The sequence below is a fragment of the Rhizobium sp. AC44/96 genome (assembly GCF_001692185.1).
GTDB lineage: Bacteria > Pseudomonadota > Alphaproteobacteria > Rhizobiales > Rhizobiaceae > Rhizobium.
Genome location: NZ_LXKO01000037.1, coordinates 63,027 through 83,411, shown reverse-complemented (window position 1 = coordinate 83,411; position 20,385 = coordinate 63,027). Strand labels below are relative to the sequence as shown.

The 20,385-nt window shown below is 60.0% G+C and carries 22 protein-coding genes; 9 read left to right on the top strand and 13 right to left on the bottom strand.

Annotated elements, in window-relative coordinates:
- Nucleotides 1–38: 38 nt before the first annotated feature.
- From purQ to A6U87_RS24185, 7 genes are all read right to left on the bottom strand, one after another.
- Nucleotides 39–710, bottom strand: a complete 672-nt coding sequence (gene purQ / locus A6U87_RS24220; RefSeq protein WP_065693876.1) for a phosphoribosylformylglycinamidine synthase subunit PurQ — start codon at nucleotides 708–710, stop codon at nucleotides 39–41.
- Between the two features lie 263 nt (nucleotides 711–973).
- Nucleotides 974–1,216 carry a phosphoribosylformylglycinamidine synthase subunit PurS gene (gene purS, locus A6U87_RS24215; protein WP_065693875.1) on the bottom strand — a complete coding sequence of 81 codons (243 nt, stop codon included), beginning with the start codon at nucleotides 1,214–1,216 and terminating at the stop codon, nucleotides 974–976.
- 32 nt (nucleotides 1,217–1,248) lie between these two features.
- Entirely contained in the window at nucleotides 1,249–2,013 is a 765-nt protein-coding gene (purC, locus tag A6U87_RS24210; RefSeq protein WP_065693874.1) for a phosphoribosylaminoimidazolesuccinocarboxamide synthase, read from the bottom strand.
- Nucleotides 2,014–2,235: 222 nt separating this feature from the next.
- The gene (locus A6U87_RS24205) at nucleotides 2,236–4,482 is read right to left on the bottom strand and encodes a bifunctional diguanylate cyclase/phosphodiesterase (RefSeq protein ID WP_244499569.1); all 2,247 of its coding nucleotides are present in this window, start codon (nucleotides 4,480–4,482) and stop codon (nucleotides 2,236–2,238) included.
- Nucleotides 4,483–4,764: 282 nt separating this feature from the next.
- Nucleotides 4,765–5,118 carry a hypothetical protein gene (locus A6U87_RS24195; protein WP_065693871.1) on the bottom strand — a complete coding sequence of 118 codons (354 nt, stop codon included), beginning with the start codon at nucleotides 5,116–5,118 and terminating at the stop codon, nucleotides 4,765–4,767.
- 119 nt (nucleotides 5,119–5,237) lie between these two features.
- Complete coding sequence (locus A6U87_RS24190; protein ID WP_158007296.1) at nucleotides 5,238–6,413, bottom strand: glycosyltransferase; 1,176 nt, start codon at nucleotides 6,411–6,413, stop codon at nucleotides 5,238–5,240.
- Nucleotides 6,414–6,649: 236 nt separating this feature from the next.
- Nucleotides 6,650–7,204 (bottom strand): alpha/beta hydrolase, encoded by a 555-nt coding sequence (locus A6U87_RS24185; protein WP_065693869.1) that lies wholly within the window; start codon nucleotides 7,202–7,204, stop codon nucleotides 6,650–6,652.
- 158 nt (nucleotides 7,205–7,362) lie between these two features.
- On the opposite strand from A6U87_RS24185, the gene A6U87_RS24180 reads away from it, so the two are divergent.
- Nucleotides 7,363–8,166: a DUF2189 domain-containing protein gene (locus A6U87_RS24180; protein ID WP_065693868.1), complete on the top strand. Its 804-nt coding sequence runs from the start codon at nucleotides 7,363–7,365 to the stop codon at nucleotides 8,164–8,166.
- 72 nt (nucleotides 8,167–8,238) lie between these two features.
- Nucleotides 8,239–8,742 (top strand): low affinity iron permease family protein, encoded by a 504-nt coding sequence (locus A6U87_RS24175; protein ID WP_065693867.1) that lies wholly within the window; start codon nucleotides 8,239–8,241, stop codon nucleotides 8,740–8,742.
- 6 nt (nucleotides 8,743–8,748) lie between these two features.
- Here the strand turns inward: A6U87_RS24175 and purB are convergent, their stop codons facing one another.
- The 4 genes from purB to A6U87_RS24155 all read right to left on the bottom strand — a co-directional run bounded on the left by purB (nucleotide 8,749) and on the right by A6U87_RS24155 (nucleotide 12,422).
- Nucleotides 8,749–10,056, bottom strand: coding sequence for an adenylosuccinate lyase (gene purB, locus A6U87_RS24170; protein WP_065693866.1), 1,308 nt, complete (start codon nucleotides 10,054–10,056; stop codon nucleotides 8,749–8,751).
- A 61-nt stretch (nucleotides 10,057–10,117) separates the two neighbouring features.
- Nucleotides 10,118–10,609 (bottom strand): hypothetical protein, encoded by a 492-nt coding sequence (locus A6U87_RS24165; protein ID WP_065693865.1) that lies wholly within the window; start codon nucleotides 10,607–10,609, stop codon nucleotides 10,118–10,120.
- 13 nt (nucleotides 10,610–10,622) lie between these two features.
- The gene (rpe, locus tag A6U87_RS24160) at nucleotides 10,623–11,300 is read right to left on the bottom strand and encodes a ribulose-phosphate 3-epimerase (protein WP_065693864.1); all 678 of its coding nucleotides are present in this window, start codon (nucleotides 11,298–11,300) and stop codon (nucleotides 10,623–10,625) included.
- A 39-nt stretch (nucleotides 11,301–11,339) separates the two neighbouring features.
- Nucleotides 11,340–12,422, bottom strand: a complete 1,083-nt coding sequence (locus A6U87_RS24155; RefSeq protein WP_065693863.1) for a branched-chain amino acid ABC transporter substrate-binding protein — start codon at nucleotides 12,420–12,422, stop codon at nucleotides 11,340–11,342.
- Nucleotides 12,423–12,592: 170 nt separating this feature from the next.
- Here A6U87_RS24155 and A6U87_RS24150 point away from each other — a divergent pair, with 170 nt between their 5' ends.
- Genes A6U87_RS24150 through A6U87_RS24120 form a run of 7 tightly spaced genes read left to right on the top strand, consistent with a single transcriptional unit; the run spans nucleotide 12,593 to nucleotide 18,288 of the window.
- The gene (locus A6U87_RS24150) at nucleotides 12,593–13,087 is read left to right on the top strand and encodes a flavin reductase (RefSeq protein ID WP_065693862.1); all 495 of its coding nucleotides are present in this window, start codon (nucleotides 12,593–12,595) and stop codon (nucleotides 13,085–13,087) included.
- Between the two features lie 22 nt (nucleotides 13,088–13,109).
- Entirely contained in the window at nucleotides 13,110–14,036 is a 927-nt protein-coding gene (locus A6U87_RS24145) for a MoxR family ATPase (RefSeq protein ID WP_065693861.1), read from the top strand.
- Between the two features lie 4 nt (nucleotides 14,037–14,040).
- On the top strand, nucleotides 14,041–15,303 hold the full coding sequence (locus A6U87_RS24140) for a VWA domain-containing protein (protein WP_065693860.1): 1,263 nt from the start codon (nucleotides 14,041–14,043) through the stop codon (nucleotides 15,301–15,303).
- Nucleotides 15,300–15,629: an XdhC family protein gene (locus A6U87_RS24135; RefSeq protein WP_083199670.1), complete on the top strand. Its 330-nt coding sequence runs from the start codon at nucleotides 15,300–15,302 to the stop codon at nucleotides 15,627–15,629. Before A6U87_RS24140 ends, A6U87_RS24135 begins: the two co-directional genes overlap by 4 nt.
- Nucleotides 15,629–16,336 carry an XdhC family protein gene (locus A6U87_RS24130; protein ID WP_065693859.1) on the top strand — a complete coding sequence of 236 codons (708 nt, stop codon included), beginning with the start codon at nucleotides 15,629–15,631 and terminating at the stop codon, nucleotides 16,334–16,336. The genes A6U87_RS24135 and A6U87_RS24130 overlap by 1 nt, the downstream gene beginning before the upstream one ends.
- Nucleotides 16,333–17,967 (top strand): NTP transferase domain-containing protein, encoded by a 1,635-nt coding sequence (locus A6U87_RS24125; protein ID WP_065693858.1) that lies wholly within the window; start codon nucleotides 16,333–16,335, stop codon nucleotides 17,965–17,967. Before A6U87_RS24130 ends, A6U87_RS24125 begins: the two co-directional genes overlap by 4 nt.
- 3 nt (nucleotides 17,968–17,970) lie before the next feature.
- Nucleotides 17,971–18,288, top strand: a complete 318-nt coding sequence (locus tag A6U87_RS24120; RefSeq protein WP_065693857.1) for a TfoX/Sxy family protein — start codon at nucleotides 17,971–17,973, stop codon at nucleotides 18,286–18,288.
- Between the two features lie 23 nt (nucleotides 18,289–18,311).
- Here A6U87_RS24120 and A6U87_RS24115 read toward each other — a convergent pair whose 3' ends face one another.
- Both A6U87_RS24115 and A6U87_RS24110 read right to left on the bottom strand, forming a co-directional pair.
- The gene (locus A6U87_RS24115; protein WP_065693856.1) at nucleotides 18,312–18,734 is read right to left on the bottom strand and encodes an NUDIX domain-containing protein; all 423 of its coding nucleotides are present in this window, start codon (nucleotides 18,732–18,734) and stop codon (nucleotides 18,312–18,314) included.
- A gap of 6 nt (nucleotides 18,735–18,740) precedes the next feature.
- Nucleotides 18,741–20,234, bottom strand: coding sequence for a DEAD/DEAH box helicase (locus tag A6U87_RS24110; protein WP_065693855.1), 1,494 nt, complete (start codon nucleotides 20,232–20,234; stop codon nucleotides 18,741–18,743).
- Between the last annotated feature and the right edge of the window lie 151 nt (nucleotides 20,235–20,385).

Genomic DNA, 20,385 nt, shown 5'->3' with positions numbered 1-20,385 from the left:
CCAGTGGACCGGATGAATGGCCTCTTAAGCGTTGAAGGTTAAGCGGCGATTACATCGAGCGCAGAAGCGAACAATCCACGGCCATCGGAACCACCATGAGCGGCCTCAATGAGGTTTTCTGGATGCGGCATCATGCCGAGAACGTTACCCTGCTCGTTCATGACACCGGCGATGTCGTTGAGCGAGCCGTTCGGGTTGGTTCCTTCGGCATAACGGAAGACCACCTGGCCATTGCCCTCGATCTTGGCGATCGTGTCGGCGTCGGCGAAGTAGTTGCCGTCATGATGGGCAATCGGGCTACGGATGATCTGACCCTTGGCATAGGCACGGGTGAAATCGGTTTCCGCGTTGACCACTTCAAGCTTGACTTCGCGGCAGACGAATTTCAGCGAGGCGTTGCGCATCAGCGCGCCGGGAAGCAGGCCGGCTTCGACGAGGATCTGGAAGCCATTGCAGACACCCAGCACCTTCACGCCCTTGTTCGCCTTCTCGATGATCGCCTGCATGACCGGCATGCGGGCGGCAATGGCGCCGCAACGCAGATAGTCGCCATAAGAGAAGCCGCCTGGGATGACGATCAGGTCAACGTCCGGGATATCCGTCTCCGTCTGCCAGATTGTCACCGGCGCCTGACCGGAGATCTTGGTGAGGGCGGCGATCATGTCGCGATCGCGATTGAGGCCCGGAAGTTGAACGACGGCTGATTTCATGGGACTAGTCCAAACCTTGCTTTAGCTTCTGCCGGTTGTCTAAACGCGGACGACAATTGACGAGCCACGGCCATCAAGCGCCTGTCCGGCAGCGCGACCTCAATCCTGCACGTCGCTCTGCATCGTCTGCATATGGTCGTGGCAGCAGATCCACACTCGTCGGTTCACGTCGCCCCTTGCGGGGAGGACTGCCGCTTCCCTTGTTCGGGACTACAGCGGCAACTCCTAGTTCGGATCAGCGATCACGTATCGCGATATATCACTCAGTCGAGCGAAATCGTATAGTTCTCGATGACGGTATTTGCGAGGAGCTTGTCGCACATCGCCTTCAGGTCGCCTTCGGCCTTCGCCTTGTCGCTGCCTTCAAGCTCTACGTCGAAGACCTTGCCCTGGCGGACATGGCCCACGCCGTCGAAGCCCAACGCGCCAAGCGCGCCTTCGATGGCCTTGCCCTGTGGATCGAGAACGCCGTTCTTCAGCGTGACGGTTACACGAGCCTTGATCACTTTGTCTTCCCTGTCTTGCTTGACCGAATGTCTTATTTCACGAGGACCGGGCCGGTGCCGCGCACAGGCTCGTTCTCGTTGATGATGCCGAGGCGCCGCGCGACTTCCGAGTAGGCCTCGAGGAGGCCGCCCAGGTCGCGACGAAACCGATCCTTGTCCATCTTTTCATGGGTGTCGATGTCCCACAAACGGCAGGAGTCCGGCGAAATCTCGTCGGCGAGAATGATGCGCATCATGTCGCCTTCGTAGAGGCGGCCGCATTCGATCTTGAAATCCACGAGCTGGATGCCGACGCCGAGGAACAGGCCGGTCATGAAGTCGTTGACGCGGATGGCAAGCGCCATGATGTCATCGAGCTCGGCGGGATTTGCCCAGCCGAATGCCGTGATGTGCTCCTCGGAGACCATCGGGTCGTCGAGGGCATCGGACTTGTAATAGAATTCGATGATCGAGCGCGGCAGGACCACGCCTTCTTCGATACCCAGGCGCTTGGCAAGCGAACCGGCGGCGACGTTGCGCACGACGATTTCGAGCGGGATCATCTCGACTTCCCGGATCAACTGCTCACGCATGTTGAGGCGGCGGATGAAGTGCGTCGGGATGCCGATCTTGTTCAGATGGTTGAAGATGAACTCGCAAATGCGGTTGTTCAGCACGCCCTTGCCGTCAATGACTTCATGCTTCTTCTTGTTGAAGGCAGTGGCATCGTCCTTGAAGAACTGGATCAGCGTACCCGGTTCAGGTCCCTCATACAGAATCTTTGCCTTGCCCTCGTAAATACGGCGGCGACGGTTCATTTCGATTATTCTCTATCGTTGGCGCTCTTGGGATAGCGCGAGTGGATCGATCTCGTGGCGTCCCCATAAAGGAAAAGCGAGGGTTTCACAATGCGCCTGTCACTCCTTCCCCGGATTCGAGGCTATCCGGGATGCCGCCGAGAGAATCGGAGGGTTCTCCTACATAAGCATTCTACAGTGTTTTCGGGGATTGCGCGACGAAAGGTGCTTAGAGCGATCTATTCACAGGCTTTTGTTGGAAAGCTGTGCATCGATCGGCGCTCGTTGCTTGCGGTGAACTCTTTGCGTGCCGCCGTCGGCATGGCGCCATGAAGCCGCACGGATGAAGGAGGGGATCTGGTCGCCTGGCATCGGGCGAGCCAGCGCATAGCCCTGCAGCATGTCGCAGCCGAGATCGCCAAGGATGCGCACGTGATCCATCGTCTCGACGCCTTCAGCGGTCACAAGGATGTTCAGTGATCGGCCGATCTCGATGATCGACCGCACCAGTTTGCGCTGATCCGACGATTGCGGCAGCATCCGGATCAGCTCGCGATCGATCTTGAGCGTCTTGGGGCTCAGCTTCAGGAGACTGACGATCGATGCATGGCCGGTTCCGAAATCATCGATTTCGATATCGATGCCCAGCCGGCGCAATTGCCTGAGGTTTGCGATGACGGCATCGTCGCAATCGTCGAGGGAAATCGACTCCAGCAGCTCGAAGGAGACGGTGCCCGGCTGAATTTTCAATGCACGCAGCTTCTTGCCGAGATTGGGATCGTCCAACCGGCGTGAGGAAACGTTGACGGCGATTTTCGGGATGGTGATGCCATCCTTTTCCCACAGCTTCCGATCAGCGAGCGCCTGCTCAAGAATGAGGGCATCGATTGCCGCGACGACATTGATGTCTTCGGCGGTCGAAAGGAAGCGGTCTGGCGTCAGCAACCCATGTTCGCGGTGCTGCCAGCGTGCAAGCGTTTCGACGCCGGCGATGTCGAGTGTTCGTGCGTGAAACTGTGGCTGATAAACGGGCACGAACTCGCCGCGCTCCAGTCCGATCAGGATGTCGTCGGCAAGGCGCTTGCTGGCGATGATGCGGCGGCGGGCATCGGTCGAGAAAAACTCATGCCGGTTTCTGCCGGCGCTCTTTGCCCGGTAAAGAGCAATATCGGCATTCAGGAGCAGCTGCTTGGCATCCAGCGACGGGCCGCTGCCCGTTGCTATGCCTATGCTGGCGCCGAAGCGGCAGTCATGGTTCTCGTAGCGGATGGGCCGGCAGAGTTCGGCAATGATGCGCTCGGCAAGGTTGGAGATCTTCTTGGGCGTGACGTTGATCGTGCAGAGGACGACGAACTCATCGCCGCCGATGCGCGCCACGAAATCGGAGGCACGAACGCTCTGGCGGAGAACGGTCGCGGCGTGTTTCAACATGGCGTCGCCGGCGCGGTGACCAAGCGTATCGTTGATCTGCTTGAAGCGGTCGAGATCGATGTGGAGGACGGCAAGCGTCAGTTCGCCGGTACGGCAAACCTGCGCGCGCTCTTCGAGCATGCGATCGAGGTAACGGCGGTTCGGCAGGCCGGTCAGATAGTCATGCAAAGCGAGATGTTCGATGCTCTCCTTGGCGGCTTCCAGTTCCTGGTTGCGCGCTTCCGCGAGGTCTTTTGCCCTCTGCAGTTCCGCGTTCAGGCGAACCTCTTCGGTAACGTCCCAGTTGGCGCCGATCAGCCGCTGGCAGCCATCGCCATCGGTGAAGAACGCGCCTTTTGCGCGGATGACCCGCTCCGCGCCGTCGTGCCGGATAATGCGAAACTCGTGGTGGAAGTCGGAGCTGGTTTCGACAGCCGCCGCAATCGTGTCGCTGACACGCTGGCTGTCATCGGGGTGGATCAGGCTCATCCATGTTTCATTCACCGTGGTGCGTTCAGTGATGCTGATGCCGTAGATCGCCAGCAGGCGATCATCCCACTCGACAGTGCCTCCGGCGATATCGGCTTCGAACACGCCAATGTCGGAAATATCCAGAGCCAGGTCGAGACGGCGCGACATATGGGCGAGGCGTTCTTCCGCCTCCTTGCGCGCCGTAATGTCGGTATCGGTGCCAACCACGCGGGTAGGGGTTCCGTCAGCGTCCCATTCGACGACGGCGCCGCGGCACTCGATCCATATCCAGCGCCCGTCCCGATGCCGTTCCCTGTATTCGAAAATCTGATAGGCGGGATCGCCCGCGTTCTGTCCATCAACGGCCTTGATGACGAAGGCGCGATCGTCAGGGTGGATCAACGAGATCCACGCCTCGTAGTCGCCATCGGCATCCTCTTCAGGCGCCATGCCGCGCATGGTTTTCCATGTATCGGAATAGAAGCGGGTGCCGAGACGGTGGTTGTGGTCCCATACCCCAAGGGCAGAGCCGACAAGCGCATAATTCCAGCGGCTTTCGCGCTCGGACAGATCGACAGCGCCCTGACGCAAAGCCTCAGGCAGTAGGATATCTTCGACTTCGTCTCGTGGCCGGAGGCGTTGTACCGGATTTGTCTGCTTCAATTTTTGCACCCGCTCCCTCGCGTGTGCTTAGTCTGCTTCCGTTGGATTAAATTGCTCTTAATAACGAGAATCCCAATATGATAAACTTATCAACCTGTTGGGGTGCCGACGTTACGGCACGGTATCCGGTCGTGTTAGCGCTTTGTTTCCGTTCATTCTTTGCGATTTTTCGGCGAGTGGCCAAGAGTTTCGCCAGCTGGGCGATCATGCGCTCGTCGCTCGCCAATTCTATTTCGGCTGACAGTTCGCCGCGATCTGCTGATCGAGAATGATCGCCGTCATGGTGTCTGTGTACCTCTCCCGGAGGGACCCGAGATAGCGTGTCCTCTCGGAGGGGGCATCTCCGCGATCGCGGACGAGGTTCTCAAGTATCGTACGCTGATCCGTGCATTTGCCGAAAGCACCTGGGACCAATTCGGAAACGTCCCTGCAGAGCTTTTGGCCGTAGTATGTCGCGCTCTTCGTAAGACAGGACTGATAGTCAAGCCTGGCGTCGTCGATCCGCTTTGTCATTGCCGCGAAGTCTTCGCCAAGGGCGATAGTTGGAGCAAGGAAGATTGCGACGGCGATCGATTTTTTCATGGCTACCTCCGATAAGAGATGCTCAAAATGAGGGGTTGAGAAAGGCCCATTTTACTCGTTGCTCCCGATCGACTGGCGGCGCGCGTGTCGACACTCCATGGTGATCGCCGCAAACCCGGTTAGTGCTGCGTGAGGTTAGCCAGATGTTCCATCCGCATGCGGAATTGCGTGTCGAAATCCCAGGTCCGTGCAAAATTCAGTGCGTTTTCAGTACGGGTGGCGATTGACATCCGGTCGGCGTTGATCGCTGTCAGCTTGTCTGCCATCGCAGTCGCATTACCGAGGGGAACGCTCCATCCGGCGTTCGATTCTGTCAGCAACGGCGACCACATCTTGTTATCGTAGCCCATGATCGGCACGCCGCAGCCGAGCGTCTCGAGATACGTGCAGGACGGATCGGATTGTCGGTGGCAACTGAGAAATACGTCGGCGGATGTGCGGGTGAGCGGCACAAGCTCGGTTTCGAAGTCGATCGGGCTGTTCAGGAACACGTGTCGCTCGAGACCGTATGCTTTGATATCGGCGGCGATGTCGCCGTACAGACTTCCGGTGCCATAGATCGTAAGGGTGAAGTCGATGCCGCGTTCGGCGAGCAACTTTGCGATCGGAATTAGGTCTTGGGCGCCCTTCAAGGGCTCGAGGCGACCTGAGTGGATAAGCCGTAGCGTGCGGCCGCTCAGCAGATGCTCGCGCCGTGCATCCATTTCGCCTGGCGTGGCAAACATGGACGGTCTCATCCGATTATCGAGATAAAGCATCCTGCTCGACCCCACCTTGCTATACGCCGCGTAGGCCGGATAACCATTCGCCTGCAGACCACGGGCGGCACTGAAGGCACGGCGCCGCTTGAGTTCCTGCGCCGTCGTCCAGGCCATCGCATAGATTTTTTTCGCAAGACTTCGCGTTTTGTCCAGCGAGATAATCTGCAATCTCGTCTCGTAGATATATTCTATACTATAGGCGACCGTGCTTTTGGCTTCGCGAATGACCTGAGGGGACATAAGGTCCAGGTAGGAGTCCCCCGACAGCAAGGCTAGATCGTAGTCCGCAAAATGCTCTGCCGATGCCCGCTCCTGGGTATCGAGTATCTTGATCTGAAAATCCAAGTTGCTCCGGTCGAACTTGTCGCCGAATGGGATTTCGGTCGCCCCGCGACGGATGAAGCAGGTGATCGGTCCTTCCCAGTGCTGCACATGCAAAGCCATGCCGCTGACGAATTTTTTGTCCAGGATAAGGCCGCCGTTTTCGGTTTCGATCACCGGTGCAGATACGAACAGGGCAAGCTTCTTCGGCATGTAAATGTTCTCTTTCGTAATCGAAATTTCGGCCATTACTTTGCGAAGTATGTGAAATGCCGCGGAACGAAAAATATCACAGCAGTACAGAGAGCCACAACAGCGCCAATCCTAGGCGCTATTGGCAAAACTGATTAGCTATTGGGCCATTTCTAAGTCGAGCGAAGTATGCCCGCCGCCTTGCTTGCGGCGGTGAAAGAATATGGGGAATGTTTATGGATCCGCGTACAGGCGGATTACGGCTTCAGGCGGCTCATGAACTGAGCGAAGACCATCGTGCCTTCGGGCCAGGGGCCATGGCCCGATTCAGTGTTGATGTGGCCGGATTCGCCCGCATCGATCAGCAGTGATCCCCAGCTTGCGGCAATGTCGTCGGCGTGTTCATAGGTGCCGAATGGATCGTTCCGGCTTGCGACGGTCAACGCAGGAAACGGAAGCGGATCGCGTGGGTAAGGACCGAAGGTCATCAGGTGTTTCGGGCGAATGCCGGGGTTGGCGACGTCCGGCGGCGCAACAAAAAATGCGCCCGCGATCTTCTTCTGAAATTGCGGGATTGCATGGATGACGGAGGGCACGCCGAGAGAATGGGCGACCAGCACCACGGGGCGCGTCGAGGCGTTTACTTCCTCTGCGATGCGGGCAGCCCAATCGTCGCGGACCGGCTTTGACCATTCCGCCTGCTCGACACGGCGGGCGGTGCTGAGCTTTGCCTCCCAGCGACTTTGCCAGTGGTCGGGACCGGAATTCGTGTAGCCCGGTATGATGAGGATATCGGCTTCGGAAGTTTTCATAGTGCCGCCGATGTGAGAAAGCTTGACCGCATTGTCAAGGGAAAGCGGGACAAGGGCGGCGAATTTTGTTATGTTGCCGGTGTTGCCGGTCGCGTCCTGATGTCGGCTTCCGCCGATGCCCTTCGCCGCCGGCCAGCTTGGCTGAGGAGGAGAAAGCCATGACGGCATTTCATGTCATGTCCGGCGCGAGCGATGTGTATGCGCGCCCGGTCGTCAACAAGATCACTGTTGCAGATGTCTTTGACGCGTTTCGGCGCGGGTTAGATGATTTTCGGGAAAAGCCGTCGCATTATGTCTTTCTGTGTCTCATGTATCCCATCGCCGGCATATTCCTGGCCTTGGCAACATCGAGCGCCAACCTGCTGCCGATGATCTTTCCCCTCGTATCGGGCTTCGCGCTGATCGGTCCGCTTGCGGCAATTGGTCTCTACGAAATTAGTCGCCGCCGGGAGACCGGTATGGATACGTCGTGGACGCATGCGTTGGAGGTTACCAAGTCTCCCGCGTTTCCGTCGATCGTGACCGGCGGCCTGATGCTCTTCGCCTTCTTCGTGGTCTGGCTGGTGGCCGCGCAGACGCTCTATGCCAACGTCTTCGGGGATGTGTTTCCGCGGTCAGTCTCGGCCTTCACATCGCAGGTGCTCGGCACGCCGCAGGGCATGCAGCTGATCATCTGGGGTAACCTCATCGGTCTGGGCTTTGCGATCATCGTCCTGTCGACCACGGTTGTGACGTTCCCCATCCTGCTTGATCGAGACATCGGTCTCGTGGCCGCGATGGAAACCTCGCTGCGCGCAACGGTCGCCAATCCTATCCCGGTCTTCTGCTGGGGTCTTATTGTCGCCGTATCGCTGCTGATCGGCACAATCCCGGTCTTCGTCGGGTTGGCACTGGTCATTCCGATCCTTGGCCACGCAACGTGGCATCTCTACCGGAAGCTGGTCGCACCGCCTGTCGTCTGACCAGACGAGCAGTTGCCCGGAACATAGCGCCTCCCTTCGAGTTTCTCATGCAGGGCTTTGAGGGAGGCATCCATGGTGGCGACGCAGCACATTTTTGCACGCTTTGCGACGAAAACGTCTGTCTGGGCGGGTAAGCCAGTTACGTTTGTTCTCGCTGTTGTTCTGGTGCTCCTATGGGCCGGCACAGGCCCATGCTTCGACTATTCCGAGACCTGGCAGCTGGTGATCAACACCGGCACCACGATTATCACGTTTCTGATGGTTTTTGTCCTGCAGAACGCGCAGACGCGCGATACGCGCGCCATCCAGGCCAAGCTGGATGAGCTTATCCTGACCAGCCATGCAGAAAATCGCTTCATCGGGATCGAGAATCTGGATGAGGAGGACCTGAAACACCTCGACCGGATCGTGGCGAAGGCAGCTGAAAGCCAGCGTCAAGAAATGCAGGACAGGGCGCCGAGCCCGGCAAAGACAACGAGGGCAGCCGCGACGGCCCGCAAGGCAATTGCTGATGCAAAGGAACGAAAGCAGAAACGGAAAGCGGCGCCACGAAGGGCGCCGCCTCAAAGCCGATGAGGATGATCAGGCGTTGCCGAACACGCGCTTGAAGATCGTGTCGACGTGCTTGGTGTGATAGCCGAGGTCGAACTTCTCGCGAATTTCCTCTTCGGAGAGAGCTGCGCGCACTTCCGCGTCACCCAGCAGCTCTTCCAGGAAGTCCTTGCCCTGTTCCCACACCTTCATGGCGTTGCGCTGGACCAGACGGTAGGCGTCCTCGCGCGAGGTACCGGCCTGGGTAAGGGCCAGAAGCACGCGCTGGCTCATCACGAGGCCACGGAACTTGTTCATGTTGGCAAGCATGTTCTCGGGATAGATCACCAGTTTTTCGATGACGCCCGCGAGGCGGTTCAGCGCGAAATCCAGGGTAATCGTCGTGTCGGGGCCGATGGCGCGCTCGACACTGGAGTGGCTGATATCGCGCTCATGCCAAAGAGCGACGTTCTCGAGCGCCGGCGTGACCGACATACGGACGAGACGGGCGAGGCCGGTCAGGTTTTCGGTCAGGACAGGGTTGCGCTTGTGCGGCATGGCGGAAGAGCCTTTCTGGCCCGGAGAGAAGAACTCTTCGGCTTCCAGAACCTCGGTGCGCTGCATGTGGCGGATTTCGATCGCGACATTTTCGATCGACGAGGCGATGACGCCGAGGGTCGCGAAGAACATCGCGTGCCGGTCGCGCGGGATGACCTGCGTCGACACGGGTTCGGGAACGAGGCCGAGCTGGGCGCAGACATGCTCCTCGACCGACGGGTCGATATTGGCGAAGGTTCCGACCGCACCCGAAATGGCGCCTGTGGCGACTTCCGCACGAGCGTTGACGAGACGGGCGCGGTTGCGCTCCATCTCGGCGTAGAAACGCGCGAAGGTCAGGCCCATGGTCGTCGGCTCGGCATGGATGCCGTGGCTGCGACCGATGCGGACGGTGTCCTTGTGTTCGAATGCACGCTTCTTCAGCGCGGCGAGAACGCGATCCATATCGGCAAGCAGAAGATCGGCTGCGCGCACCAACTGAATGTTAAGCGTTGTGTCGAGGACGTCCGACGAGGTCATGCCCTGGTGGATGAAGCGGCTGTCGGCGCCGACGAACTCTGCCAGGTGCGTCAGGAAGGCGATGACGTCGTGCTTGGTGACGGCTTCGATTTCGTCGATACGGTTGACGTCGAAGTTTGCCTGGCCGCCTTTTTCCCAGATCGTCTTGGCGGCGGATTTAGGTATGACGCCGATTTCGGCAAGCGCATCGCAGGCGTGTGCTTCAATCTCGAACCAGATACGAAACTTGGTTTCGGGCGACCAGATGGCGACCATTTCTGGCCGGGAGTAGCGCGGGATCATGGCTTCCTGCTTTCGTTATAAAGGAATGCTGGCGCCCCTGTAGCAAAGACGGGCGGCAATCTCAACGCATGCGTTTCGCAAGGGCGAAACTAGTGACAAGCAGGCATAGGAGTCCGAGCGGCAGGAATAGCCGCAAGCCGAGGACCGCGAACTGATAGACTGCGGCCGCACCGGTGAAAACAAACTGGAACGCCCACGTGACCGTCCCTGCCGGCGCGTGCCAGCGCGAGTAGAACATTCGGTAGTCCATGGCGAACAGAAATGCCGTCATCAGGATCGTGCCGGTGGCAAGCACCACGAAGAACGCAGCGAAACGCGTCTCGAGCGGTCGTCGATGAGCAAAGAAGCGACCCAAAGGGATCATGAACGGCCAGGCTAGCAAGGCGCCGAGGAAATACATGATGGCGAGATCGCTAGCATGGCTCGTCGTCAGTCCGTTGCGCAGATAGAGCGCGGCCATGGCCGAGACCAGCATTTGGATAGCCCACAAAACCGCGCCTGCGAACAGGTCAGGGTAGGGCGGCCATGCTGCTTTGAGCCGCTCTGCGATCAACGGCGTGCCATTGTCATTTGGAATGACCTTCCGCCGCGGCGCGCAGGGCGCTGATCGCGGACTTGTATGCATCGACCGAGCCGCCCTTGAAGATCGCCGATCCGGCGACAAGTACGTTCGCGCCCGCCTTGCCAATCACGGGTGCGGTCTCGACCGTCACCCCACCATCGACTTCAAGATCGATCGGCCTGTCGCCGATCAGTGACTTTGCCGCAGCAATCTTGTCGGCCATGGCAGGAATGAACTTCTGGCCGCCGAAGCCAGGATTGACGGACATGATCAGGATCAGGTCGATGTCGTCGAGTACATTTTCAATAGCCGAGAGCGGCGTTGCCGGATTGATGGTAACCCCAACCTTCTTGCCGAGGCTGCGAACAGTCTGCAGCGAACGGTGCAGATGTGGGCCTGCTTCCGCGTGAACGGTGATCCGGTCGCAGCCCGCCTTGGCAAAGGCTTCGAGGTAGGGATCGACGGGTGCGATCATCAGGTGGCAATCGAAGACCGCGTCGGTATAGGAGCGCAGCGACTTGATGACATCAGGACCGAAGGAAATGTTCGGAACGAAGTGACCGTCCATGACATCGAGGTGAATCCAGTCGGCGCCAGCAGCCGTGACGTCGCGAACTTCCTGGCCAAGCTTGGCGAAGTCAGCCGCGAGGACGGATGGCGCTATGCGGATTGGCTGGGTCATTGGTCTCTCTCCATCTGTAGTTTTGGCGCGGTCTCGCCGCTATTGCTTCTGCCCATTCGGCTGCACGAATGCACCGGAACGCCATTGAAGCAATTGATAGGGATTGTCCGCCAGTTCATGCCCGGCGTTGAAGGTTATCGGACCGACGACCGTGTCGAAAGAAACGCCGCCAAGGTGCTGGGCGACGGGCCGCTCATCGGCCGCCGCATCCTGCACGGCCTTGGTCGCGATTTCGACGGCGGCATAGGCGGGAAGCACATAGCCCTCGGGCTCGACACCGTCGGTGCGCAAGGCACCAACGGTGGCTTCGGCACCGGGCCGCGTCGCGTATTCAGGCAGCGCTACGGCAAAAACGCCATCGGCAAGGGCAAGGGGTTGGTCCGCTGCCCGCATCGCGTCGCCTCCCAGCAGGTCGAGCTGGATCTTCTCGGCCTTGGCGTCGCGCGCGATGATCGATACATCGCTCCGGTCGCCCCCGACGAAGACCTTCGTTACGCCGGCCTTTTTCAGACGGCGAACGAGGGCGATCTGCTGGTCCTGGCCCGGGCGATAGGTATCCGTGAAAACCGGCTTGAGGCCCTTTTCTTCAAGGGCGTTGCGGACTGCCTCGGTCAACTCTCGGCCGTGTATGGTGCCATCTTCGATCAAGGCAATCGGTGCGGATGACCAGTCTCTCAGGATCACCTCGATGATCTTGGCGGCTTCGGCGCCGTCGGGCGGGGCCATCCGGAAGAGTGGCCAGCTATTTTTCAGCGCGTCTTCCATCAGAATCCGGGACCTGACGGACACTGCTATTGCCGGAATGTTGGCATCTTTCAGCTTGGGAAGCGCCCCTTCGAGGGTCTCGCTGCAAAGGAAGCCGATGGCTACCTGTACCTTTGCGGCTATGAGCGCATCCGCGACGGCAGCACCGCTGTTTTCTTCGCAGCTCTCGCCGATCTTGACGATCGTATTGCCGTCCTGCTGCGCCTTTGCGCTGGCACCGGCGAAGATCTGTGCGCCCAGCAAAGCAAAATTGCCTTCCTGTGGCGCAACCACGCCAATGGTAACGCCCGTTGCATGGCATTCTCCAGCTGCAAGAAGCAGCACTGGAAGAATTCCTAAGCCACGCAAGATATTCATAAAAGACGCACGCCCCTGCCGTTTGTTCTGCTCTTTTATCCGTCCTCGACGGATCGTCAAAGAAAAACGCACAATTTGGCGCCTTTTCGCATGGTGTTTGTAGAAAAGGTAACCGATCGCCCCCATAGTAGAGGGGAATACGTGCCGGTATCACCGGATGGAGAACGCTTTTGTTGAACAGGCAACCAATCGATCCACGCCTCTACAGGGATGCGATGAGCCGCTTTGGCGGTCATGTGCAGCTTGTGACGACCGCTGTTGGCGACATGCGCCGTGGCGTCACCATCACCGCGGCCTGTTCCGTGTCGGATAGCCCCGCGACCGTTCTCGTCTGCCTCAACAACAGCAATCCCAAGAACGAGATCTTCTTCCGCAGCGGTATTTTTGCGCTGAACACCCTGGGTGCACATCACAAGGCTTTGGCCGATGCATTTTCCGGCCGCACGCAACTCGACAACGACGAGCGTTTCGCCACGGGAGTATTCGATACGCTGGTGACCGGCGCTCCGGTCTTGCAGGATGCGCTTGCGTCGTTCGATTGCCGGGTGACGGAAATCAAGGAAATGACCACGCATCATATCATCTTCGGCGAGGTCATGGCCGTTCGTTTCGACCATGCGAAACCGGCGCTTCTCTATATGAACCGCGACTATCACACGCTATAACTTCCTGAAAAAGGGAGGAGATATGTCGCAACCCCACCGGCCGCTGCCGTCATCGATCGACGAGACAATCTCGATGCTCGGCGATCACGACTATCTCGCGGGACGATCGCTCGCGACGGTCATTTTTCTTGCCCTGAAGATGAAGCGGCCGCTCTTTCTTGAAGGCGAGGCGGGTGTCGGCAAGACAGAGATCGCAAAAGTACTCGCCAAGGCGCTCGACCGGCCGCTGATCCGGTTGCAGTGCTACGAAGGTCTCGACGTCTCCTCCGCCGTTTATGAATGGAATTACCCCGCACAGATGCTCGAGATCCGGCTCGCCGAAGCGTCGGGCCTGACGGATCGGGACAGGATCGAATCCGACATCTTTTCCGAACACTATCTGATCCGGCGCCCGGTGTTGCAGGCGCTTTCATCCGAGCCGGGAAAGGCGCCCGTCTTCCTAATCGACGAGCTGGACAGGACGGACGAGGCGTTCGAGGCGTTTCTGCTTGAGGTTCTCTCGGACTTCCAGGTGACAATCCCTGAGCTGGGGACGATCAAGGCCAGCGAGCCGCCGATCGTCATCATCACCACCAACAGGACGCGCGAGGTGCATGATGCGCTGAAGCGGCGCTGTCTCTACCACTGGGTCGACTATCCCGATGCGACGCAGGAACTGGAGATCATCAGCCGGAAGGTGCCTGATTGCAACGCGGCGCTGTCACGTCAGATCGTTGCCTATGTGCAGAAGTTGCGAACGCTCGATCTGTTCAAGAATCCCGGCGTTGCCGAAACAATCGACTGGGCGACGGCATTGACCGAGCTCGACCGGTTGGCGCTCGATCCGGAAACGATCTCCGACACGATCGGGACGCTGCTGAAATACCAGGACGATATATCGAGGATCCAGGGTGGCGAGGGCGCGAAAGTGCTCGAAGACATCAGGAACGAGCTGCACGTGGCGGGGTAGCGATATGCAGGCGGCAAACGGAACGGATGGCATTGTCGTCCCGCCGCAAGCCGCGGGTGATGGACGATTTGCCGACAACATCGTCTATTTCGGCCGGACGTTGCGAAAGGCGGGGCTGAAGGTCGGTCCGGGCGCGATTGCGGACGCCATCGAAGCCGTGGAGGTCATCGGAATGGGGTCACGCGAGGAGTTCCATGCCGCACTCTTTGCGGTCTTCGTGAAGCGGCATGAGGACAAGCCGGTCTTCGACGAGGCGTTTCGCCTGTTCTGGCGCTCGCGCAACCTCGTCGAAAAGATGATCGCGATGATGTCGCCCCGCGCGCCGGATACACGATCGAAGGACAAGGCGAAGCCGGGTGAGAGCCGTGCCACCGATGCGCTGCTCGGGGAGCGGGAAGACAAAAAACCTCCGCGCGAGGAGCCTGATATCGAGATCGATGCGCGGTTCACGATGTCCGGCAGCGAAGTCTTTCGACGCATGGATTTTGCCCAGATGTCGGCGTCCGAGATTGCCTTGGCGAAAAAGGCGCTCGCAGGACTTCAACTGCCTGTCGACAGAGTGAGAACGCGTCGCTTCAAGCCATCGCACATCCACGCTCACGTCGATCCCCGGGCCACGATGCGCGGCGCGCTTCGCAATGGTGGTGCGCTGATCCTGCCGCGCTACCGGCAGATCAAAGAGATCCAGCCTCCGCTCGTGGTGCTTGCGGATATTTCCGGCTCGATGAGCCAATATACGCGGATATTCCTGCACTTCCTTCATGTGCTCACGGAAAAGAGGCGGCGGGTTCATACATTCCTTTTCGGCACCCGGCTTACCAATGTCAGCCGCCAGATGCGCCACAAGGATCCCGACGAGGCGATGGATGAATGCGCCGCCGCCGTGAAGGACTGGTCCGGCGGGACACGCATCGGGGAGACGCTGAAGGAGTTCAATCGGCTCTGGGCGCGGCGCGTTTTAGGGCAGGGAGCCGTCGTGCTGCTGATCACGGACGGTCTGGAGCGCGAGGGAACCGAACTGCTTGGGACGGAGATGGACCGGCTGCACCGATCCTGCCGGCGGCTGATCTGGCTCAACCCGCTGCTGCGCTTCGATGGCTTCGAGCCACGTGCGCGCGGCGTGCGTGCGATGCTGCCTCATGTTGACGAGTTTCGGCCGGTCCATAATCTCTCATCGCTGTCCGACCTTGCCGCTGCACTGGGACGGGCGAGACCAGGCATGTATGATCCGCGACGATATCTCGAGAGACTGAAAGGCGGTGCATGATGGAAGCTTCACTGGGGCTCGACCCGCTGGCGACGGCGCAGGCATGGAAGGCCGACGGGCGAGACGTTGCAATCGCGACTGTCATCGAAACCTGGGGCTCGGCACCCCGGCCGGTCGGCAGCCATCTGGTCATCGACCGAGACGGAAATTTCGAGGGATCCGTGTCCGGAGGCTGCGTCGAAGGCGCGGTCATTGCCGACGCGCTTGACGTGATTGCGGACGGTCGGGCGAAGATACTCGATTTTGGTGTCGCCGATGAAACCGCGTGGCGCGTCGGTCTTTCCTGCGGGGGCCGGATCCGGGTTTACGTTGAAAGGCTGGATTGATGGACGCTGGCAACCTCGCGCGGCTGAATGACGCTCGCCACGCGCGACGGGCGGTTGCGCTGATTACCGATCTGGCCACCGGCGGCGATACGATTGCGCTCGAAGGAGACGACGTTGCGGCAGCGCTGCGCCCTGCGGTCGAGGCTGCCTTTCGCTCCGGAAAGTCGGGTCTGGTCGAGCTCGAGGGGCGAAGTTACTTCGTCAACGTTCACTTGCCGCCTGCCCACATCGTCATCATTGGTGCGGTTCATATCAGCCAGGTCCTGGCGCAGATGGCGAGCCTTGTGGGCTTCGACGTGAGGATCATCGATCCGAGGACGGCATTTGCGACGCCCGAGCGCTTTGCCGGTGTCGACCTGACCGCCGACTGGCCTGTCGATGTGCTGCAGCAACGGCCGCTCGACGCGTATACGGCACTCGTTGCAGTCACGCATGATCCGAAGATTGATGACCTGCCGATTGTCGAGGCGCTGCGCGCCGGCTGCTTCTACGTCGGCGCGCTCGGTAGCCGCAAGACCCACGCCGCGCGCCTGGAACGGCTGCGCAATGGCGGAATGGGCGACGCCGATCTCGCACGGATCCACGCCCCGATCGGGCTTGCCATCGGTGCTGCGAGCCCGGCAGAAATCGCGGTCGCCATTCTTGCCGAGATTGTTCAGTCGCTGCGGTCGCGGGACGTGACGTCACCGAAGGGTGACGTGCCATGAAGTTCGGCGAATTCCCTGTCAAAGAGGCTGAAGATGTGGTGCTTGCGCATGCGGTCAAGCTTGCGGACGGCAGTCTTCCCAAGGGACACCGGCTCCAGCGCGCCGATATCGAGAGGCTTCGTGCGGCTAACGTCGCTTCGGTGATCGCTGCCCGGCTCGATGCCGGCGATATTGGCGAGGACGAGGCCGCGCGCCGGCTTGGTGGCGCCATTTCAGCTGACCATCTGCGTTTTTCCGAGGCCGCGACCGGTCGCGTCAACGCCTATGCCACCGTCGACGGCCTATTCGTCGCCGACAAATCCGCGATCGATCGTGTAAACAGGGTCGATCCGGGCATTACCCTTGCTTGTCTCGCTGACCATGTGCCGGTGCGAAAAGACGATATGGTTGCGACATTCAAGATCATTCCGCTGGCTGTGCCCGGCGAAAAGGTCGAGACCGCATGTGCGTTTCTGCGAGCGGCCACCGTGTTCGAGGTCAAGCCGTATGCCGCTCATTCGGTGTGGCTGGTGGCGACCGAGTTGCCGTCGCTGAAACCGTCGGTGATGGACAAGACCGCCCGCATCCTGTCCCGACGGCTGCTGCCTTCCGGTAGCCGCATCGTGCGGGAGGAGCGCGTCGCGCATGGTGTGACGGCCGTTGCCGCGGCGATCCGCAAGGCTGCCGAGGCACCGACGAGCGGGCCACGGATGATTGTCGTCTTCGGTGCTTCCGCCGTCATCGACGGGGATGATGTGATCCCTGAGGCCATTCGACGTGCGGGTGGAGAGGTTATTCAAGTTGGTATGCCGGTCGATCCCGGCAACCTGCTTGTCCTCGGTCGGCTTGGGGATATTCCGGTCATCGGCGCACCCGGCTGCGCGCGCAGCCCAAGGGAAAATGGCTTCGACTGGGTGCTGGATCGCATTCTCGCCGGGGAACAGCCGAGCGCCTTCGATATCAGCGGCATGGGCGTGGGAGGGCTTCTGATGGAGATAGAATCGCGCCCGCGCCTGCGCGATACGGATGATCACCGGAGCGATGCCGTTCATGTCGCCGCCGCCATCCTCGCCGCGGGGCAGGCAAGCCGGATGGGAGCAGGCGGTGCGCACAAGCTGCTGGCCGAGTTCAATGGGATCCCGCTGGTGCGGCGCTGCGCGCTGGCCGCGATCGAGAGCGGTGCCGCATCGGTTAGCGTGGTCACGGGACATCGGCATGCCGAGATAGAGGCGGCACTTTCCGGGCTGGATCTGACATTCGTTCACAATCCTGATTTCGCCGCCGGCATGGCGTCGTCGCTGATCGCGGGCGTCATGTTCGATGCAGCGCGAAGTGCCGATGGCATACTGGTGATGCTGGCCGATATGCCTGACGTATCGACCGCGGACCTCGACACACTGATTGGCGCCTTCCGGCAGGCCAAGGGGCAGGCCGTGGTGCGTGCAGTCTCGGGCGGGAAGCGCGGAAATCCGGTCATTCTGCCGCGGCAGCTTTATGACGCCGTCCTGAGGCTCGAAGGTGACGTTGGCGCCCGTCATATTATCGAAACAGCTGGCATTCAGGTGATCGACGTCGAGATCGGCAACAATGCGCATCTGGACGTCGATACGCCGGAAGCGGTCGTCGCGGCTGGCGGTGTTTTGAAGGAGTAGGCAATGGACGCAGCGGCAATCGAAGAGATGTTTCAGGGGTTGGGGCCTGTGACGATCAAGCGGATGTTTGGCGGCAAGGGGATCTATCATCTCGGCCGCATCGTCGCGGTGGAAGTTCGGGACGAAATGCTGCTGAAGGCCGACGAAAAGAGCGCGCCGGAGTTTGCCGCTGCCGGTGCGACGCAATGGGCCTATGAGGGAAAGAAGGGAAATCCCGTGAAGATGCCCTATTGGTCCATCCCCGAGGACGCCTACGATGATCCTGATCTTATGGCGAAATGGGTGCGTCTTGCCTACGAGGCGGCGTTGCGCGCTGAGTAGCGCGTCGGGGGCGGAGACCGCGCTTAAAGAAACTGGTCGGTGCTGAGGTGCGAAATCGCCGCCTGGGCGAAGGCTGAGAGCGGCTGGGGCAGGTCGTCCCGGGTGAACCAGCCGAATGCGGACAGCTTGTCCGGTTCAGTCAGCTGTGGCTCGCCGTCCACCTCCGCTGCAATGTAGAGCAGCGATATCCAGTGCTGTCCTTCGGCTTCGATGATCAGTTCGGTGGGGCCGAGCAGATCGACGCGGCCGATGCCGAGGCCGGTCTCTTCCTCTGCCTCGCGTCGGGCAGCCAGCTCGGCGGGCTCCATATGGTCGACCTTGCCGCCGACGATGCTCCAATGGCCGGCTTCCGGTGCGCGCATTCGCTTGTAGAGCAGGATCTTGCGGTCACGCAAAATCACCAGGCCTACGCCGAGGCCTGGGAAATCTAGACCAGGATGAGCCATGGCAGATCAGATCTTGGCGTTAGCCGTGATCAGCATGAAGGCAGGGATTTCATCGCCGAAACCGACCGGCGTCGGTCCGTCATCGTGGTCGCGGTAGCGACGACGCTCGCGGTTATCGTCATTTGCCGGGTAGGGACGATTGTTGCGCGCGTTGTTGTGCGGCTTGTTGTTTTCTGCTTTGCGCTCTTGCTTCACGCTTTCGACCCTTGCTGGTGCTGCTGCTTCGATCGTCTCGACGTCATTATCCTCGACGGCGATATCAGATTTATGACCCGAACGGCTCTTGCCGCGGCCACGGTCCTTATCCCGCTCACGACCCTTGCGGCGGGAGCGATCGTCATCGCGGCTGGGCTCAGCCGGCGGCAACGCGGAAAGATCGCCATTGTGCCACTCGACCTTTTCGCCGATCAGCTTTTCGATCGCGTCGGTGTGCTTCTGCTCACGGCTGGTGACGATGGTGAAAGCAGCGCCTGCACGGCCTGCGCGGCCTGTACGGCCGATGCGATGCACGTAGTCCTCTGAGTGGATCGGTACATCGAAATTGAAGACATGGCTGACATCGGGGATGTCGAGACCACGAGCGGCGACGTCGGAAGCGACGAGAAGCTGAAGCTGACCGTCCCGGAAATTCTGCAGCATCGTCGTGCGCGAACGCTGGTCCATATCGCCGTGCAACGCACCGACGGAGAAGCCGTGACGCTCCAGCGAACGGAACAGGTCGGCAACGTCCTTCTTGCGGTTGCAGAAGATAATCGCGTTCTTGAGTTCTTCCTGCGAGCGGACGAGGTCGCGCAGAGTCGCCCGCTTTTCGTAATCCTTGCTGTGAGATGCAACGAAACGCTGGGTGATGGTCTTGGATGCGGAAGCGGGCTTGGCTACTTCGACGCGTTCCGGATTCTGCAGGAAGCGATCGGCCAGCTTCTGGATTTCCGGCGGCATCGTGGCCGAGAAGAACAGCGTCTGGCGCGTGAACGGGATCATCTTGGCGATGCGCTCGATATCGGGAATGAAGCCCATGTCGAGCATGCGGTCCGCTTCGTCGATGACGAAAATTTCGACGCCGCTCATCAGCAGCTTGCCGCGCTCGAAATGGTCGAGCAGGCGGCCGGGAGTGCAGATCAGAACGTCCGCGCCGCGTTCCAGCTTGCGGTCCTGCTCTTCGAAGGATACGCCGCCGATCAGCAACGCAACGTTCAGGCGGTGGTTCTTGCCGTATTTCTCGAAGTTTTCCGCGACCTGGGCTGCAAGCTCGCGGGTCGGTTCGAGGATCAGCGTACGCGGCATGCGAGCGCGGGCGCGGCCTTTTTCCAGGAGCGACAGCATCGGCAGAACGAAGGATGCAGTCTTGCCGGTGCCCGTCTGAGCGATGCCGCAGATATCGCGGCGCTGGAGCGCAAACGGAATTGCGCCAGCCTGGATCGGGGTTGGCGTCGTGTAGCCCGCGTCGGTGACAGCGGAAAGCACTTTTTGGCTCAGGCCAAGATCAGCAAATGTCGTCAAAGGGAAAACTGTTTCCGTTCCGGTTCGGCCACACTCAGGTTGAGTCGGCGTGATTGCATGCCGCAATGCAGCGCCACATAGGCTGAAACTGTAAGGAAGTCAAGGAATAGGGGCGTTGCGCCAGGCGCAGGGGTAAATGTGTGGTTAGTAC

What these genes read in the sequence shown, in the direction of transcription:
- purQ (WP_065693876.1), bottom strand. Translation starts at nt 710, where the DNA reads ATGAAATCAGCCGTCGTTCAACTTCCGGGCCTCAATCGCGATCGCGAC.
- purC (WP_065693874.1), bottom strand. Translation starts at nt 2,013, where the DNA reads ATGAACCGTCGCCGCCGTATTTACGAGGGCAAGGCAAAGATTCTGTAT.
- A6U87_RS24195 (WP_065693871.1), bottom strand. Translation starts at nt 5,118, where the DNA reads ATGAAAAAATCGATCGCCGTCGCAATCTTCCTTGCTCCAACTATCGCC.
- A6U87_RS24190 (WP_158007296.1), bottom strand. Translation starts at nt 6,413, where the DNA reads ATGCCGAAGAAGCTTGCCCTGTTCGTATCTGCACCGGTGATCGAAACC.
- A6U87_RS24185 (WP_065693869.1), bottom strand. Translation starts at nt 7,204, where the DNA reads ATGAAAACTTCCGAAGCCGATATCCTCATCATACCGGGCTACACGAAT.
- A6U87_RS24180 (WP_065693868.1), top strand. Translation starts at nt 7,363, where the DNA reads ATGACGGCATTTCATGTCATGTCCGGCGCGAGCGATGTGTATGCGCGC.
- A6U87_RS24175 (WP_065693867.1), top strand. Translation starts at nt 8,239, where the DNA reads ATGGTGGCGACGCAGCACATTTTTGCACGCTTTGCGACGAAAACGTCT.
- purB (WP_065693866.1), bottom strand. Translation starts at nt 10,056, where the DNA reads ATGATCCCGCGCTACTCCCGGCCAGAAATGGTCGCCATCTGGTCGCCC.
- rpe (WP_065693864.1), bottom strand. Translation starts at nt 11,300, where the DNA reads ATGACCCAGCCAATCCGCATAGCGCCATCCGTCCTCGCGGCTGACTTC.
- A6U87_RS24155 (WP_065693863.1), bottom strand. Translation starts at nt 12,422, where the DNA reads ATGAATATCTTGCGTGGCTTAGGAATTCTTCCAGTGCTGCTTCTTGCA.
- A6U87_RS24145 (WP_065693861.1), top strand. Translation starts at nt 13,110, where the DNA reads ATGTCGCAACCCCACCGGCCGCTGCCGTCATCGATCGACGAGACAATC.
- A6U87_RS24140 (WP_065693860.1), top strand. Translation starts at nt 14,041, where the DNA reads ATGCAGGCGGCAAACGGAACGGATGGCATTGTCGTCCCGCCGCAAGCC.
- A6U87_RS24135 (WP_083199670.1), top strand. Translation starts at nt 15,300, where the DNA reads ATGATGGAAGCTTCACTGGGGCTCGACCCGCTGGCGACGGCGCAGGCA.
- A6U87_RS24130 (WP_065693859.1), top strand. Translation starts at nt 15,629, where the DNA reads ATGGACGCTGGCAACCTCGCGCGGCTGAATGACGCTCGCCACGCGCGA.
- A6U87_RS24125 (WP_065693858.1), top strand. Translation starts at nt 16,333, where the DNA reads ATGAAGTTCGGCGAATTCCCTGTCAAAGAGGCTGAAGATGTGGTGCTT.
- A6U87_RS24120 (WP_065693857.1), top strand. Translation starts at nt 17,971, where the DNA reads ATGGACGCAGCGGCAATCGAAGAGATGTTTCAGGGGTTGGGGCCTGTG.
- A6U87_RS24115 (WP_065693856.1), bottom strand. Translation starts at nt 18,734, where the DNA reads ATGGCTCATCCTGGTCTAGATTTCCCAGGCCTCGGCGTAGGCCTGGTG.